Here is a 15,648-nt window from a genome sequence, read left to right as displayed (position 1 = left end):
CGCGCTAGTTGTCTGCAGTGATACGGGCGTCCTTGATGAGCTTTTCCCACCGGACATGTTCACCTCGAAGCTGCGCAGCAGATTGGCTCGGACTGGACGGCGTCTGTGCATAAACGCCTTGCTTTTGCAGTTGACTCTGAACCTCCACGCTGCCGAGCACCTTAGCAAGTGCGCTATTGAGGCGCTCGACAACGGGGGCGGGCGTTGCCGCGGGGGCCAGCACGCCGAACATGGAACTGACATCCAATGTGTCGAGGCCAGCTTCCTTTGCCGTCGGCGTGTCTGGCAGCATTGACACGCGAGTCGGAACGGTTACGGCGAGTGCACGCAACTTCCCGCTTTTCACGAAGGACTGGGCGGCGGGGACTGTCTCAATCATCATGTCAACTTGCCCCCCAACCAAATCGGTCATGGCGGGACCGCTCCCTTTGTAGGGAACATGAAGCAGGTGAATATTTGCTTCCTTTTGCAGCATCTCTGCTGCCATTCGCTGCACGGAACTGGGGCCCGACGAAGCAAAGGAAATCTTATTCGGATTGTCCTTTGCAAAATCGATTAGCTCCTTGAGGCTCTTTGCTTGCACTTTCTGACTAACAACGACCACAAGCGGGACCGAACCGACGACCATGATCGGAGTAAAATCCTTCAGTAAGTCATATCGCAGCTGTCCCTTCTCGAGAATCGCCATGGTCGAGTAGGTCGTCAGCGTGCCCATGAGAAGCGTGTAACCGTCGGCGGGTGCCTTGGCCGCAGCTTCGGCACCTATAGTCCCAGTCGCTCCAGCCCGATTCTCCACGATGACCTGTTGACCTAGCTCCGTGCCGAGCTTATTGGCAATGATTCGTCCGATAACGTCTGTCGCACCGCCTGGAGGAAACGGTACAACGAGTCGTATGGGCTTCTCCGGATATGCCGCATAAGCGTTAGCAGCGAACGTCAGGCCAACGACCATGACCGTTCCAAGGTTCCGGCGGAAGAGAGTCTTTCGCATGTTGTCTCCGTTTTTTACGTGCGTCGAGCGCGCCACGAGGCGTCGCAACCCTTCTGGTTTTCAGGGGGTATTGTGGGCGGTCTAGCTAACCGGAGAACCTATTGCTGCGATAAAGACATCATAAAATTTTTAAATTCTCAGCTGCGCAGGCCTGCCACGGCCAAATCCGGAGGATGGCAGCTTCAGATATTTTGGAAAGTCATCGGAAGTCACCTGCCATGCAGGTTGGGGCAGGAGGAGCGGGGACGCCGCGGATCGCTCAAACGTTGGGAAACGGCGTCTTGGGTGCGTGCTAAGCAAGAGGGCTCAGTGGGCTCAGTGAGGGCGGTTTGACTTGCTTGGCCGACGCTCACTCGGTTCGCTAAAGACTGCCTTGGCTTCTGCGAAGAATGCCTGTGCCAAGGGAACGCGGGATCCATGAACAGCCCAAATTAAGCCGACTCGTCGCGTCGGAGGACGGTGGGGCAGGTCAATCCGGGCGATATCCATTCCCATTCCCCAAAGCGGCGCCCAGTCCGGGAGAAGTGCGACGCCAAGCCTTTGGTCCACTAGCGCCGCAATAGCGAGAACGCTGTCGAGTTCCAATCGCTCGTGAGGGTCGATGGAGTGTTCCTGGAGATATCGTTCGGCCAGTTGTCCGCCGAGGAGTGTCCTGTCATAGCGGATGAAGGGCTGCGTCCGTAGAATCTCGTGCGCATCACCGCTGGCTAGCTCTCGGGGCACTGCGAGGACCAGCGGTTCTTCAACCAATACACGCCAATCGCAGGATTTTGGAAGCAAGAACTGCGGTTCAACTACAATCGCGGCGTCCAAAGTACCATCATCCACCTTCCGGCAGAGTTCTATAGACGTTCCTGATGTGACTAGGATTTTGAGGTCCGGCTGCTTGGTATAAAGGCGCTTCAGAACCGGTGGCAGCAGGCTCGTCATGGCGGTGGGAAACACACCAAGCCGAAGTTCGCTTGTTGACGCGCCGCTATTTGCCGCTGTGCGCAGGTCACGCAAGTCTCGGAGCGCGCTGCGGCTGCGCTCCAGAATGTTGGTGCCCGCGAGAGTCGGTTTCACGAATCGGCCAGTGCGCTTGACCAGCGGGACACCCAATTCTTGCTCAAGGGCCTTGATACGAGCGCCGACTGCAGCGGGCGTTACTCCTAACTTTCTCGCGGCATCCGAGAGCGAACCCATTTCCACCACCATCACGAAGCTTTGCAGCTGAAGTGTGTCCATGTGTTCGACTAGAGCCCTTTTGGGGAGGATGGCCCAATACCAAATGACGTGGTAGACAGGGCATGCTTACCTGGCAGAGCCCCGACGGTAACGAGGACATCCCATGGTCCCTGCTGCTACCAGGCGAGGGCGCTGAACTCCTAGGCGTGACAGTTTGACCAGTGTAGAACTGGCTTACAGTGCATCAAGCAATCGAAGCGTATTTCCCACGACAGACCGAGGAGTGAGCGAGCCGGTGACTCCCCCGATTGACTGCGAATGAAGCTGAATCGTCCATCCGAAGTCGGGCCCCGCCACACGTAGGTTTTGCGTCAAGGCCGGGGTGCTAGGGTCCGATATCAAACGGCTACGGCATTGGTCAAAACCTAAGGAGGCATGAGCGACGCTGGCATGCACGTTCACGTTACGCGGAAAGGCTTCGCACGCCTCCCTGGTGGAACCATCAAAAAGGACTTTCCGACCTTCGTGAGGCTCTATTCCCCAGGCTGCCGGCGTTTTTACCGTCTCAATTTCTACTGCCTCCAGACTTGACCGAACGGCGGAAAGTCCATCGAGGCCCACAATGCCGCCAGTCAGGAGATGCAAACGCGTGCGATGTTCCTGAGCCGCCTCGGTTAGAGAGGTCTCAATCGCAGGCGTCGACAAAGCTGTCGTAGAAAGAATTGCGAAGTCGAATCTTTCCAGGACTTTCGGGCCATGCTCGCGAATCGCTTCTGCGGATGCGGCTTCGATGACGAGCCTGATGTCCGAGGCATCCAGTTCGTCCATCGATGAAATGCAGCTCGTCTCCGGAAATCTTTCCTTCGCCTTCTGCGAGTTCCTGGAAAGAACGAAGGCAACGTCATGCCCCGCGACAATAAGGGCATCCGCTACGGAACGAGCGATGCGTCCCGCGCCAATAAATCCTACTTTCATCGGTAAGTTCCTTGTAGCAGTTGGCTCCGATGGACGGCGACTCGGGGCATCCTCCCAACGAGTTTCGTGCGAACTCAGTTGGGTACTGCTACAAGTACATCCGGGCGCCATCTGTGGCCCAACTTGCCATCTTACGCCCGCCGTCAAATATCAAGAAATGCTATTTTGCTCTGGCAGCATCACAATATGTGATGGGACGCTCGCCATGAGACCAACATGCGGCGGAAGTAGGTTTGCGACACGCGACGCAAACCGCGGTGGTTGGCGGGTCTAAATTGGTTAAGTACCGACCCATGAGGCACCGGGCCATGCTCCATCGAGAACCAAGCGTCTAATCAGCGCGACGAGTTCAGTTGCCACGGCGCTGGATGCCGGTGACAGGCGGCGGCCTGCTGCCTGCGCCAGCACAATGCGCCGAGAAAGGTTGGGGGAGATGATCGGCGCGCCGGAAAGCGTGCCTTTTTCCATTTCCTCCGAGACTGCGGAGCTCGGGAGGACCGTATGCCCGAAGCCCTTTGAAACCAAAGCTTTCTGAACGCTCAGAGAGTTGGTTTCCACCCCGACCGTCGGGCTGATGCCCGCAACGGCCCAAGCATGGTCAACGACGCTACGAAGGCCGTGAGGCGCATTAGGAAGCACGAACTGGAGGTCGCGCATGTTATCGACAGATTGCTCGGAGCCTGGCTCAAGCGAACCAGGTGGGCCAATCAGGTAGAGTTGTTCGTCCAGCAGCGCCTCCACATGAAGGGTGCTTGACGCCTTCGTGCCATACAGCAGCGCAATCTCGATATCGCCAGCTTCAAGCCACTGGAGCACATTGCCTGCATAGCCCACATTGAGTCGAACCACAATCTGTGGATGCTTGGACTTCACGGTAGCAACCAGTTCGGCGGCCAGCAACTCACACGTGCTCGGCAATAGGCCAATCGCAACAGTACCAGTGAGGACTCCTGTTGTGGGCGTGATCTCAGCCTTCGCTCGGTCAAGCTCCTGAAGTGCCCGTCGCCCATATTCGACCAGGGTGCGGCCGGCTTCGGTTAAGACCATGCCATGTCGTTCACGCTCGAAAAGCTCTACGCCAAGCTCTTCCTCGAGCAGTCGTACATGTCGGGATACCGCCGGCTGCACGATGCGCAGAAGGTCGGCAGCTCGGGTAGCGCTACCTGTCTCGGCGACTGCCAAGAGAACGCGAAGTTGCTTGATATCCATGTGCCTAGCGGTCCCGCAAAGAGGTATCCAAATTGGTGATTGGTGGCATCAGCTAATTCTATTTCAGAATCAACGCCAGTCAATTCTATGATAGCAGCGTTGTCACCCACATGCTCTCATCCAACGCTATGACCAGTTCCAACTCTGAGCCACTTGCGTGGCAAGAGGCCATCTTCCAGGCCCTCAAGGAAAACAATGTTCAACAGGTGGCGTACGTCCCGGACGCCGGCCATTCCCACGTCATCAAGCGCGCAAAAGCGGACCCGGAAATCCGGGACGTTGTGCTTACCACCGAGGAAGAAGGTGTTGCTGTAGTGAGCGGCGCCTGGCTCGGCGGGCAGCGAGCAGTGCTGCTGATGCAGAGCAGCGGCGTAGGCAACTGCGTCAACATGTTCTCGCTGCTGGATAGTTGCAAGTTCCCCTTCTTCACGCTGGTGACCATGCGGGGTGAATACGCTGAGTTCAATCCCTGGCAAAACTCGATGGGATTGGCGACGCAGCGGGCACTGGAATTGATGGGCATCACGGTGTACCGCGTGAATTCCCCGGATGAAGCTGCTGAACTTATTGACGCTGGCCTGTGTTCCGCCTTCGACGCCGGCAACCGTGTTGCTGTCCTCCTGTCCCAGAGCCTGATTGGCCGCAAAAAGTGGATTCGCTGAAGCTATGACTACCCCGACTTCCAAGACCGGCATTGACCGCCGCAAGTTCGTCGCCGAACTCCTGAAGCAGTTTCCCGATGCGCTCGTCGTGACGGGTCTCGGCTCGCCTTCGTATGACGTCTTCGCCGCTGGCGACCGCCCGAGCAACTTCTACCTGTGGGGTGCAATGGGCGGCTCCACGTCGCTCGCGCTCGGCCTGGCCATTGCTCAGCCCGACAAGACCGTGATTGCGATTACCGGCGACGGCGAGCAGCTGATGGGTATCGGTAGCCTGGCCACTGCAGCCGCCCAAAAGCAGAACAACCTGAACATCGTGGTACTGGACAACGGTCACTTCGGTGAGACCGGGATGCAGCAGAGCCACACCAGCCTCGGCACCAACCTCGCCCAAGTGGCGAAGGCGGTCGGCGTACCGACGACGCTAGAGATCTCCGACATCAGCGAGCTCGAAAAGCTGACTCAAGAAATCAAGAAGGGCCACGGCATCACGGTGGCTCAGGTCTACATCTCGACCGAAGAGCCGCAGCGAGCCCTGCCTCCGCGCGATGGTGTGTACGTGAAGAACCGCTTCCGTGAGCACCTCGGATTCGAAACCTTCTAAGCCTGCCAATCCACGGGGAAGCATCGCGCCATGAAGCAGTATCCAATGTTCATCGACGGGGCCTTCGGCAATGCAGCCGACGGTCGTTGGTTTGAAACCCAAAATCCCTACACGGGCAAGCCTTGGGCCGAAGTGGCTCGGGGCGGTGAAGCCGACGTCGACCGTGCAGTGAAGGCTGCTGATCGGGCCTTCCGTTCGGGACCCTGGGCCGACATGACAGCGACCCAGCGTGGCGCCTTGCTGCGAAAACTTGGCGACCTCATTGCCGCGAACGCCGACCGGCTCGCCGCGTTCGAAGTGCAGGACAACGGCAAGCTCTTGGCGGAAATGAGCGCACAGCTTAAGTATCTGCCGCAGTGGTTCTATTACTTCGGAGGCTTGGCAGACAAGGTTGAAGGGTCGGTCATTCCGCTGGACAAGAAGGGATACTTCAACTACACGCGACGCGAGCCCTTGGGTGTAGTCGCTGCCATCACCCCGTGGAACTCGCCGCTCATGCTGCTGGCATGGAAGATTGCTCCGGCCCTGGCTGCAGGCTGCACGGTGGTCGTGAAACCTTCGGAGTTCACCTCGGTCTCGGCGCTGGAACTGGCGGTCCTGTTCCAAGACGCAGGCTTCCCGCCGGGCGTCTTCAACGTCGTGACGGGCTTCGGCGGAGAGGTTGGTTCTCCTCTAGTGACGCATCCGCTGGCAAAGAAGGTCACGTTTACGGGCTCCGATGCAACTGGCCGAGTTATCAACCAGCAGTGCGCTGCGCAGTTCAAACACGTCAGCTTGGAACTCGGCGGAAAGTCGCCGAATATCGTGTTCAATGACGCGAACCTGGATGACGCGGTCAACGGAGCCGTATCCGGCATCTTTGCGGCCAGCGGCCAGACCTGTATTGCAGGCTCCCGCCTTCTGTTGCAGGAAGACATTCACGACGCTTTCGTGGAAAAGCTGCTTGCTCTGGCTCGCACGGCGAAGCTTGGCAATCCGATGGAGGCTTCTACGCAGGTTGGACCCATTACCACACCTGCTCAGTACGAGAAGGTACTGTCGTACATTGAGATTGCGCAAGGCGAAGGAGCGAAGCTGCTGCTCGGCGGTAAGCCAGCTAGTTGCGGCGAATGGTTTGTCGAGCCGACCATCTTTTCGGACGTTACGCCGAAGATGCGCATCGCCCAGGAAGAAGTATTCGGCCCGGTCTTATCAATCTTGAAGTTCAAGGACGAGGACGAAGCCATCGCAATGGCCAACGACAGCTGCTATGGACTTGGTGCGGGCGTCTGGACCGGAGACATTGGGCGCGCGTTCCGGATGTCCGAGCGCATTCAAGCGGGTACGGTCTGGGTCAACACGTATCGAGCTGTCAGCTTCATGTCGCCGTTCGGTGGCTACAAGGACTCCGGTCTTGGTCGCGAAAATGGTATGGCTGCTATCGAGTCGTACCTGCAGACGAAAAGCGTTTGGGTCAATACGGGCGCGCCGACAGGCAATCCGTTCACTATTCGGTAAGGGTTCGGGTCTTCGTTGGCCGTAGCCCGGCAGCTGGGAGAAAGTACATCCAAGCTGCTGGGCTGCGCGGCCGATTTCGATAGCGCCAATCAAGAACCGGTGCTCCCCCAACAATAGAATGGCAAAAAGTAAGATTTCTTTGGACGTCGACCTCGATGCGTCGGGGAAAGTCGCCGGCTACGCAAAGCTTCCGTACTCGGTAAACAGGTCAGCCTACGGCTCACTGCCGATTCCGATTGTCAGTATTAGAGGTCGACCCGGACCAACGGTGCTGCTTATGGCTGGGACACACGGAGATGAGTTCGAGGGTCAGGTGACCCTGACACGTCTGGCGCAAGAGCTGGATGCGAACGACTTGGTCGGCCATCTCATCATCGTTCCGATGGCGAACTATCCCGCCGCTAGGGCAGGGCAACGCGTCTCACCAATAGACCAGGGAAACCTGAATCGCCTATATCCGGGCGACCCTGATGGCACTCCGTCCGAAATGATTGCCCATTTCATCGAAACGGAGCTAATGACGCGTGCCGACTTCATATTCGATCTCCATAGCGGCGGCGCGTCTTTGAACTACTTGCCCGCGACCACATCAGTCATGTCGACAGGTGCGGTGTCAGAGGAGGAGCGCAGAGCTCATATGATGGCATTCGGGGCGCCTTATGGCTTGATGTTATCTTCCGCTCCAGGAGCGGGGAGTTCGTCCGAGGCCGCGGCGCGCCGGGGTATTCCCCGCCTAGGCACCGAGTTGGGTGGGCGCGCATGGATTCACCCTGCCTACAGCGAGCTGTGTGAGGATGGGGTACGGCGAGTTCTCGGCCGATTGGGAGTGATTGAGGCTGGCGAACTGCCACCACCTGCGGCTGTCGAGTTCCTATCAGTGGACCGTGAGTGCTACGTGTATGCCACTGCCGCGGGAATATTCGATGGCGCAGTCACTCTTGGCAGCGAAGTGAAGCAGGGCGAATGCGCAGGTAAAATTCATTTTCCCGAGACGCCGCTAAGAAAGCCTGAGTCCGTATATTTCTCCGCAGACGGGATTGTGGTCTGCGAGCGCGCGCTCGCGATGTGTGAGATCGGCGACTGTCTCTATCATCTCGGAAAACCGCTGTAGGGGGCCTCACGATAGGCAAATCAGTACAGGCAGCTACCATGAGTTTCCCCATCGCTTCCAAGAGAACCCTGGTCGAAGGCCACGTCGGCAATATCGAGCTTCTTGTTGACACGCCACAGTCAACGGTTCGCGGCATTGCTGTAGTTGCGCACCCACATCCCCTGCAGGGCGGGTCGGCTGAGCACAAGGTGCCTCATGTCTTTGCGAAGACGCTCACCGCGCGCGGGTTTGTGGCAGTCCGGCCTAACTTTCGTGGGGTGGGGGGAACGGAGGGAGTCCACGATGCGGGAGTCGGCGAGGCAACCGACTTATTGGGAGTGGTGTCGCTGTACCGACAGGCACACCCCGGCTTGCCCCTAGTTCTTGCAGGCTTCTCATTTGGTGCTTATGTGATAGCTCGAGTGGCAGAGTTGCTTCGAAGTCAAGGAGCCGAGACACCCTTCGTAGTCCTGGCAGGAGCTCCGTGGGCTGTTGTCGAAGGGCAGCGTTCGTATGACACTCCGAACGTTCCTGCTACGAGCCTAGTCATTCACGGCGAACGTGACGAACGTGTGCTCCTTAGCGCCGTTCTTGACTGGGCCAGGCCGCAAGGGCTGCCTGTCGTGGTGATCCCCTCTGCAAACCACTTCTTCACCGGAAAGCTAGGCGCTCTGGCGCGCCTAGTGGGAGCCTACGTGGACCACGTTCCACACTTGATGTAGTTCTTCGAGATGCTACAGTAAGCCTCGTTCCGCAGCGTCATCTGGGCTACCGCCAGCAGTCTCTGCAGCTTCGATAAGGGCGTCGATAAGAGCCTTTGCGCAACTGGGAAGTCCCTCCAGCTCTCGCACAATGACTGTCCGCTCGCGAATTGCCCACGGTTCGGGCAACTCCATAATTGCGAGCTTCATGGTCCGACGGTGCCGGAGAGCGGCCGACAGCGGCAAGATGCCGACGCCCACGCCAGCCTCAATCATTCGGCAAGCTGCTTCGAAGCTTCTGATCTGGATTCGAATCTGTAGCTTGCGCCGCTGGTCACGCACGAGGTCAGTAAGGAAGGCATGCAGTGTACTACCTTCGTGAAGACTGACATGTTCATAGTCAAGGGTGTCATCGAAGCAGACGCCTTTCTTGAGCGTGAGGGGGTGACCGACCGGCGTTACTAGTACGAGCTTGTCGGTGCTGAAATGGATGACTTCGAGCCCCTCGGAGTTGGTTGGTCCAGAAATGATGCCCAGATCGGCGCTGCCATCGAGCACCCCACGAATGATGTCGCGTGTCAAGCGCTCCTGCAGGTCTACAGTCACAGCGTGCCGCTCTGCCAGAAAACGTGACAGGACCTCTGGCATGAACTCCGTTACCGCAGTTGTATTGGCGAAAATTCGGATATGACCGACTGACTCTTTCGAGAACTCTTCGAATTCGCTTCGGACATGCTCGAACTGACGCTCGATAACTCGGGCATGCCGCAGCAACCGCCCACCGGCTGGTGTCAATGCCAAGCCTTTGCTTTCCCGATAGAAGAGCCGTGTTCCTAGCTGCTCCTCCAGCGCCTTGAGCCTTGCGCTAGCCGCTGCCGGAGAAAGGAAGGCCTTTTTTGCTCCGCGAGACAGGTTCTCCTCTTCGGCGATACGGGCAAAGAGCCTCAGGTCAGCGAAATCGAAATGCATGTGAAATCCTCCTGCAACACTGTACCAAGCTGGCTCACACGGCGCAAACGGGGGGAATGAGGCGGGCTTCTGGCTGCATTCGGTCCAGGCGAACGGCGGTTTCGAGAAAACGAGATTTACCATTGCGCTGGCCGCTGCGAGACTGAAAGCTCGAAATCTCCCTGGTACAGGAACACACTGTTATGCGCCCCCTTGATGGCATCACTGTAGTCTCGCTGGAACATGCAATTGCTGCCCCGTTCTGCTCTCGTCAACTGGCGGACCTGGGCGCGAGAGTCATCAAGATTGAGCGCCCGAAGGTGGGTGATTTTGCGCGAGGCTATGACGAGCGTGTCGACGGCATGTCGTCGCATTTCGCGTGGACCAATCGGTCGAAGGAAAGCCTTGCACTCGACCTCAAGCATGCTGAGGCCCCGGCAATTCTTCAGAAAATTCTGGACCAGGCCGATGTCCTGATACAAAACCTGGCACCCGGTGCAGCCGACCGCCTGGGGCTGTCGTATGAAGCGCTCTCCCAACGCTACCCCGGCATCATTGTTTGCGACATCTCTGGCTATGGCAACGATGGCCCCTATCGTGACAAGAAAGCTTACGACCTGCTGATTCAAGCAGAGTCGGGCTTCGTCTCCATCACTGGTACGCCGGATACTCCTTCCAAAGCAGGGTGCTCGATTGCCGACATCGCGGCGGGTATGTACGCGTACACAAACATTCTGGCAGCGCTGCTGCAGCGTGGCAAGACGGGGAAGGGCGCGCATATCGATGTGTCGATGCTGGAAAGCATGGCCGAATGGATGAGCTTCCCGATGTATTACGCATTCGACGGCGCTGGGCCGCCGCCGCGCGCTGGCGCCTCGCACGCCACTATTTTCCCTTATGGTCCGTTCACCGCGGGCGACGGAAAGACCATCATCCTTGGCCTGCAAAACGAGCGGGAATGGGAGGCCTTTTGCCGCGTGGTGCTGGAGCGTCCCGAACTTGCAAAGGACGAACGGTTCGTCGCCAACTCTCTGCGCAGTCAGAACCGGGACGAACTGAGGCGGCTGATTATCGAATCGTTCTCGCCGCTGACTATCGAGCAGGTCGTCGAACGACTTGAGCGCGCCCAGATCGCAAACGCCCGCGTCAACGAGATGCAAGATGTGTGGAACCATCCGCAACTCAAGGCGCGTGAACGTTGGACGTCGGTCAGTTCTCCGGTTGGCGTCATCCCCGCGTTGTTGCCGCCCGGCGTCTCCAATGCATTTGAGCCGCGCATGGATGCCATCCCGGCCCTGGGAGAACACAGCGAAAGCATTCTCCGCGGTCTTGGCTATGTCAGCCAGGACATTGAGCGTCTTCGTGCAGAAGGCGCGCTGTAACGCACCAATGTTCTAGCCTGTAACGTCTCGTCTCCTTCCGCCTTCCGCCTTCAGGCGAGGGGACGGATGCATTTCGACTTCATTCCGCCCTATGACTGCTTCCACAACCCCCCGCTCCTATCTTTTTGTTCCCGGCAACCGGCCGGACCGTTTCGTGAAGGCCAGCCAGTCTGGAGCTGACCGAGTCATTCTTGACTTGGAGGACGCAGTCGCTGAGGCTGACAAGGACGCTGCCCGTCAGCAGGTTGCCGAATACCTCGGCGCAGGTGGTGCAGGCATTGTACGGATTAATGCGACCCATTCGCGTTGGCTGGACGACGTTATGGCCTGCCGTCAACCGGGCTTGCAGGGCGTGATACTGCCGAAGGCCGAGAGCGCCGACTTAATCTCGCGAATCGTCCAACTCTTGCCGGCGGGGGTGAAGGTGCTGCCACTGATTGAGACCGCTCGTGGTATGAAGTCTCTCGATGAAATCGCGTCAACTGTCGGCGTCGAGCGTCTGGTCTTCGGCACTGTCGATTTCCGGACTGAAATGGGCATCGAGGGAGACGACGAGGAGCTTTTGTACTTCCGCTCCATGATTGTGCTCGCATCTAAGGCTGCGGGTAAGGCGGCTCCTATCGATGGCGTAACAGTTTCCATCAACGATGCTGACGAGCTTCAACGTGCATGTATCCGTGGGCGCCGTCTGGGGTTCGGGGCGAAGCTCTGCGTCCATCCCTCGCAAGTTCAAGCGGTCAACAAGGCCTTCGGTCCATCTGACGAACAGATTGCATGGGCAGTGAAAATCCTGCATACCGCAAAGTCGTCGGGGGGCGTTTTCAAGTTGGACGGCGAGATGGTTGACGCTCCTGTTATTGCGCGGGCCGCTACGCTACTGAAGGAAGCCGGCCGCGCTACGGCCTGAGCGCAGATTCGACATTGACATTGACAACGACGCCCCCATTGTATGAACAAGATTCGTAGTCTTCTCGTCGCTAACCGGAGCGAAATCGCAATCCGCGTCATGCGGGCTGCCAGCGAGCTCGGCATTCGGACGGTTGCAATCTACTCGTACCAGGACCGATTTGCGCAGCATCGCTTCAAGGCTGACGAAAGCTACCTTGTTGGTCACGGGAAGAAGCCTGTGGACGCATACCTCGACATCGAGGACATCCTGCGTGTAGCTAAGGAAGCTGGAGTGGACGCCATCCACCCGGGTTATGGATTCCTATCTGAGAATCCGAACTTTGCGGAACGATGCGCGCAGGAAGGGATTGCGTTCATCGGTCCGAAGCCGGAGGTGATGCGGGAACTTGGGAACAAGGTTGCGGCCCGAGAATTGGCGCAGCGCGTCGGCGTTCCTGTGGTTCCTGCGACGAGTGCGCTGCCAAACGACATCTCGAGAGCCAAGATTCTGGCTTCGGGAGTTGGGTATCCGCTCATGCTGAAGGCGAGTTGGGGCGGTGGCGGACGCGGGATGCGTGCGATTCACAAGGAAGAGGATCTGGCTGAGGCGATTACCGCGGCGCGTCGGGAAGCCAAGGCAGCCTTCGGTAACGATGAAGTCTACCTCGAGAAGTTCGTTGCGCGCGCTAAGCACGTGGAAGTGCAGATCCTGGGTGATACCCACGGCAACATCGTTCACCTGTTCGAGCGCGATTGCTCGGTTCAGCGCCGCAATCAGAAGGTCGTTGAGCGCGCGCCGGCGCCATATCTCAATGACGAAAGTCGGCAATCGCTATGTACTGAAGCGCTGAAGCTTGCTCGAGCTGTTTCCTACACGCACGCGGGGACGGTCGAATTTCTAATGGATGCCGATAACGGTGAGTTTTACTTCATCGAAGTCAACCCGCGCATCCAGGTCGAGCACACGGTGACCGAAGAAGTCACCGGCCTGGACATCGTCAAGGCACAGATCCGCATCACGGAGGGCGAAGTCATCGGGAATGATGGCTCGATTGTGCCACACCAAGCGGACATCAAACTGCGTGGGCATGCTGTGCAATGTCGTGTTACGACAGAAGACCCAGAGAATGGCTTCGCACCTGATCACGGCAAGCTGACAGCCTACCGTAGCGCGGCAGGCTTCGGAATTCGTCTGGATGCTGGTACAGCCTATACCGGCGCAGTCGTGACGCCCTACTATGACTCGCTGCTCGTGAAGGTCACCTGTAAGGGCCGAGATGCCGCCGAGGCGAATGAACGCATGAGCCGGGCACTGCGCGAGTTCCGGGTGCGGGGCGTAGCCACTAATCTAGCGTTTCTGGAGAACGTCATCGGGCATGAGGAGTTTCTGACTGGCCGTTGCACAACTCGATTCATTGATAGCACCCCGGAACTGTTCTCGTTCCGTCAGCGTCGAGATCGCGCAACCAAGCTGCTGAACTTCATCGCCGACGTCAATGTGAACGGAAATCCAGACGTCAAAGGGCGCGCCGCTCCCACATCGGTGGTGCTGAGCCATCCGCTGCCGGCTCCCATTGGGTGTGCGGAACAGATTCCCGAGGGAACCAGAACGCTGCTGGCATCCCTGGGGCCGCGTGCGTTCGGAGCGTGGATGAAGGAGAGTAAGGCGGTCCTGCTGACAGACACTACGATGCGCGACGCCCATCAGTCACTGCTTGCCACTCGGATGCGTACCGCTGACATGGCGGCAATCGCTCCCCACTATGCGCGTAGGCTGTCCGGGTTGTTCTCGATGGAATGCTGGGGCGGCGCCACGTTCGACGTAGCAATGCGCTTCTTAAGGGAGGACCCGTGGCAGCGTCTCGAGGTTCTGCGAGCAGCGGTCCCCAACATCCTGTTCCAGATGCTCCTGCGAGGTTCCAACGCTGTTGGCTACACGAACTACGCAGATAACGTCGTCCAGTACTTCGTCAAGCAGGCGGCTAAGAGTGGCATTGACTTGTTCCGAGTCTTTGACTCTTTTAACTGGGTCGAGAACATGCGGGTCGCGATCGACGCAGTACTGGAGGCTGACGCGCTCTGCGAAGGAACCATCTGCTATACAGCCGACCTATTTGACCAGGCACGCGGAAAGTACAACATCGGTTACTACGTTGATTTGGCCAAGTCGCTGGAGAAGGCCGGTGTGCATATCCTAGGGGTGAAGGATATGGCGGGTGTATGCCGCCCGCAGGCAGCCCATGCTCTAATTCGCGCCCTGAAATCAGAAGTTGGGCTACCGATTCACTATCATACGCACGACACCAGCGGAGCGTCCGTGGCATCGATGCTTGCTGCCATTGATGCGGGGGTGGATGCGGTAGATGGCGCGATGGACTCGATGAGTGGTCTGACATCGCAGCCGAGCCTCGGTGCAATCTGTGCTGCACTTGAGCATGGCGCTCGAAAGCCTGCGGTGAGCTATCAGGACCTGCAGCCGTTCTGTACCTACTGGGAATCCGTTCGCAAGAATTATCAACCGTTCGAAGCAGATATGCGCGCGGGCACCTCAGATGTCTATCGTCACGAGATGCCCGGTGGCCAGTATACCAACCTTCGTGAGCAGGCGCGCTCGCTGGGCCTGGAGGCGCAATGGCCTGACGTGGCGCAGGCATACGCCGACGTCAATACATTGTTCGGTGACATCGTCAAGGTCACGCCGTCCTCGAAGGTAGTGGGGGATATGGCTTTGCACTTGGTTTCCAATAAGCTTTCGACTGCTGACGTTCTGGACCCGACGAAGGAGATTTCGGTACCCGACTCCGTCGTCTCGATGCTTCGTGGCGACATGGGCTATCCAGCCGACGGATTTCCCGCTGCTCTTCAGGCAAAGCTGCTGCGGGGAACTGCTCCTATCGAAGGACGCGCAGGATCCCATATCCCGTTGGTAGACCTCGATCAGGTCCGCGAGCACGCACAAAGCGAACTCGGGCGCACGCTATCAGCAAATGACCTGGCCTCGTATTTGATGTACCCGAAGGTCTACAAGGACTTTGCCGCGCACCAGGACCAGTACGACGACGTCTCAAGTATGCCGACGCCCGTATTTTTCTACGGTCTTGGTGTTGGGCAGGAAGTGTCCGTTGAGCTGGAGAAGGGGAAGACCCTGTACATTGGACTTAGCGCACAGTCCGAAGCCGACGAGCAAGGTGGCGTGCGGATGCACTTCGACGTCAATGGCCAGCCACGACCGGTCCGGAGTGTGAAGCGACAAGCTGGAAAATCTACCCAAGAGGCGCGGATGGCAAATCCTGCCGACCCGCTGCATGTTGCTTCCCCTATGCAGGGAAGCGTCATCTCGGTGTGCGTAAAGCCGGGTCAGTCTGTCGTGAAAGGCGAAACGGTCGCGGCAATCGAGGCGATGAAGATGGAGACCAGCGTCGTAGCGGAAGCGAGCGGCATCGTGAAAGATGTGGTCGTTCAACCTGGTAGCCTCGTGCGTGCCGGACAGCTGTTGATTGAGTTGCAGTAACTTTCCCGGGTGTAGGGGGGCGACGT

Annotated in this window: 13 protein-coding genes; 8 read left to right on the top strand and 5 right to left on the bottom strand. The window is 58.2% G+C overall.

Going from position 1 to position 15,648, the window contains the following annotated elements:
• Positions 1-4 precede the first annotated feature (4 nt).
• The 4 genes from CNE_RS34690 to CNE_RS34675 form a co-directional block, all read right to left on the bottom strand.
• Complete coding sequence (locus tag CNE_RS34690; protein ID WP_013959432.1) at positions 5-991, bottom strand: Bug family tripartite tricarboxylate transporter substrate binding protein; 987 nt, start codon at positions 989-991, stop codon at positions 5-7.
• Between the two features lie 315 nt (positions 992-1,306).
• On the bottom strand, positions 1,307-2,218 hold the full coding sequence (locus tag CNE_RS34685; protein WP_013959431.1) for a LysR family transcriptional regulator: 912 nt from the start codon (positions 2,216-2,218) through the stop codon (positions 1,307-1,309).
• 174 nt (positions 2,219-2,392) lie between these two features.
• Positions 2,393-3,133 carry an aspartate dehydrogenase domain-containing protein gene (locus tag CNE_RS34680; RefSeq protein ID WP_049800730.1) on the bottom strand — a complete coding sequence of 247 codons (741 nt, stop codon included), beginning with the start codon at positions 3,131-3,133 and terminating at the stop codon, positions 2,393-2,395.
• Between the two features lie 279 nt (positions 3,134-3,412).
• Positions 3,413-4,342, bottom strand: coding sequence for a LysR family transcriptional regulator (locus CNE_RS34675; RefSeq protein ID WP_013959430.1), 930 nt, complete (start codon positions 4,340-4,342; stop codon positions 3,413-3,415).
• A gap of 128 nt (positions 4,343-4,470) precedes the next feature.
• Here CNE_RS34675 and CNE_RS34670 point away from each other — a divergent pair, with 128 nt between their 5' ends.
• The 5 genes from CNE_RS34670 to CNE_RS42530 all read left to right on the top strand — a co-directional run bounded on the left by CNE_RS34670 (position 4,471) and on the right by CNE_RS42530 (position 8,914).
• The gene (locus tag CNE_RS34670) at positions 4,471-5,004 is read left to right on the top strand and encodes a thiamine pyrophosphate-binding protein (protein ID WP_041229303.1); all 534 of its coding nucleotides are present in this window, start codon (positions 4,471-4,473) and stop codon (positions 5,002-5,004) included.
• A 4-nt stretch (positions 5,005-5,008) separates the two neighbouring features.
• Entirely contained in the window at positions 5,009-5,605 is a 597-nt protein-coding gene (locus CNE_RS34665; protein WP_013959428.1) for a thiamine pyrophosphate-dependent enzyme, read from the top strand.
• A 30-nt stretch (positions 5,606-5,635) separates the two neighbouring features.
• Positions 5,636-7,102 (top strand): aldehyde dehydrogenase, encoded by a 1,467-nt coding sequence (locus tag CNE_RS34660; protein WP_013959427.1) that lies wholly within the window; start codon positions 5,636-5,638, stop codon positions 7,100-7,102.
• Between the two features lie 118 nt (positions 7,103-7,220).
• Entirely contained in the window at positions 7,221-8,213 is a 993-nt protein-coding gene (locus CNE_RS34655) for a succinylglutamate desuccinylase/aspartoacylase family protein (protein WP_041229086.1), read from the top strand.
• A gap of 38 nt (positions 8,214-8,251) precedes the next feature.
• Positions 8,252-8,914 carry an alpha/beta hydrolase gene (locus CNE_RS42530; protein ID WP_080569652.1) on the top strand — a complete coding sequence of 221 codons (663 nt, stop codon included), beginning with the start codon at positions 8,252-8,254 and terminating at the stop codon, positions 8,912-8,914.
• Positions 8,915-8,926: 12 nt separating this feature from the next.
• On the opposite strand, the gene CNE_RS34650 is transcribed toward CNE_RS42530, so the two are convergent.
• Positions 8,927-9,862: a LysR substrate-binding domain-containing protein gene (locus tag CNE_RS34650; protein WP_013959425.1), complete on the bottom strand. Its 936-nt coding sequence runs from the start codon at positions 9,860-9,862 to the stop codon at positions 8,927-8,929.
• 182 nt (positions 9,863-10,044) lie between these two features.
• On the opposite strand from CNE_RS34650, the gene CNE_RS34645 reads away from it, so the two are divergent.
• From CNE_RS34645 to CNE_RS34635, 3 genes are all read left to right on the top strand, one after another.
• Complete coding sequence (locus CNE_RS34645; protein WP_013959424.1) at positions 10,045-11,223, top strand: CaiB/BaiF CoA transferase family protein; 1,179 nt, start codon at positions 10,045-10,047, stop codon at positions 11,221-11,223.
• A 91-nt stretch (positions 11,224-11,314) separates the two neighbouring features.
• A complete protein-coding gene (locus CNE_RS34640) occupies positions 11,315-12,130 on the top strand; it encodes an HpcH/HpaI aldolase/citrate lyase family protein (RefSeq protein ID WP_013959423.1) in 816 nt (271 codons plus the stop codon).
• 42 nt (positions 12,131-12,172) lie between these two features.
• A complete protein-coding gene (locus CNE_RS34635) occupies positions 12,173-15,622 on the top strand; it encodes a pyruvate carboxylase (RefSeq protein WP_013959422.1) in 3,450 nt (1,149 codons plus the stop codon).
• Positions 15,623-15,648: the final 26 nt, after the last annotated feature.

The sequence above is a fragment of the Cupriavidus necator N-1 genome (genome assembly GCF_000219215.1).
Lineage (GTDB): Bacteria > Pseudomonadota > Gammaproteobacteria > Burkholderiales > Burkholderiaceae > Cupriavidus > Cupriavidus necator.
Note: the sequence above shows the minus strand (reverse complement) of the source record. Positions and strands in the feature narration are given on the sequence as shown.

Coding starts and splice junctions, on each gene's coding strand:
- CNE_RS34635 (WP_013959422.1), top strand. CDS start 12,173: ATGAACAAGATTCGTAGTCTTCTCGTCGCTAACCGGAGCGAAATCGCA.
- CNE_RS34685 (WP_013959431.1), bottom strand. CDS start 2,218: ATGGACACACTTCAGCTGCAAAGCTTCGTGATGGTGGTGGAAATGGGT.
- CNE_RS34680 (WP_049800730.1), bottom strand. CDS start 3,133: ATGAAAGTAGGATTTATTGGCGCGGGACGCATCGCTCGTTCCGTAGCG.
- CNE_RS42530 (WP_080569652.1), top strand. CDS start 8,252: ATGAGTTTCCCCATCGCTTCCAAGAGAACCCTGGTCGAAGGCCACGTC.
- CNE_RS34645 (WP_013959424.1), top strand. CDS start 10,045: ATGCGCCCCCTTGATGGCATCACTGTAGTCTCGCTGGAACATGCAATT.
- CNE_RS34690 (WP_013959432.1), bottom strand. CDS start 991: ATGCGAAAGACTCTCTTCCGCCGGAACCTTGGAACGGTCATGGTCGTT.
- CNE_RS34660 (WP_013959427.1), top strand. CDS start 5,636: ATGAAGCAGTATCCAATGTTCATCGACGGGGCCTTCGGCAATGCAGCC.
- CNE_RS34640 (WP_013959423.1), top strand. CDS start 11,315: ATGACTGCTTCCACAACCCCCCGCTCCTATCTTTTTGTTCCCGGCAAC.
- CNE_RS34650 (WP_013959425.1), bottom strand. CDS start 9,862: ATGCATTTCGATTTCGCTGACCTGAGGCTCTTTGCCCGTATCGCCGAA.
- CNE_RS34670 (WP_041229303.1), top strand. CDS start 4,471: ATGACCAGTTCCAACTCTGAGCCACTTGCGTGGCAAGAGGCCATCTTC.
- CNE_RS34665 (WP_013959428.1), top strand. CDS start 5,009: ATGACTACCCCGACTTCCAAGACCGGCATTGACCGCCGCAAGTTCGTC.
- CNE_RS34675 (WP_013959430.1), bottom strand. CDS start 4,342: ATGGATATCAAGCAACTTCGCGTTCTCTTGGCAGTCGCCGAGACAGGT.
- CNE_RS34655 (WP_041229086.1), top strand. CDS start 7,221: ATGGCAAAAAGTAAGATTTCTTTGGACGTCGACCTCGATGCGTCGGGG.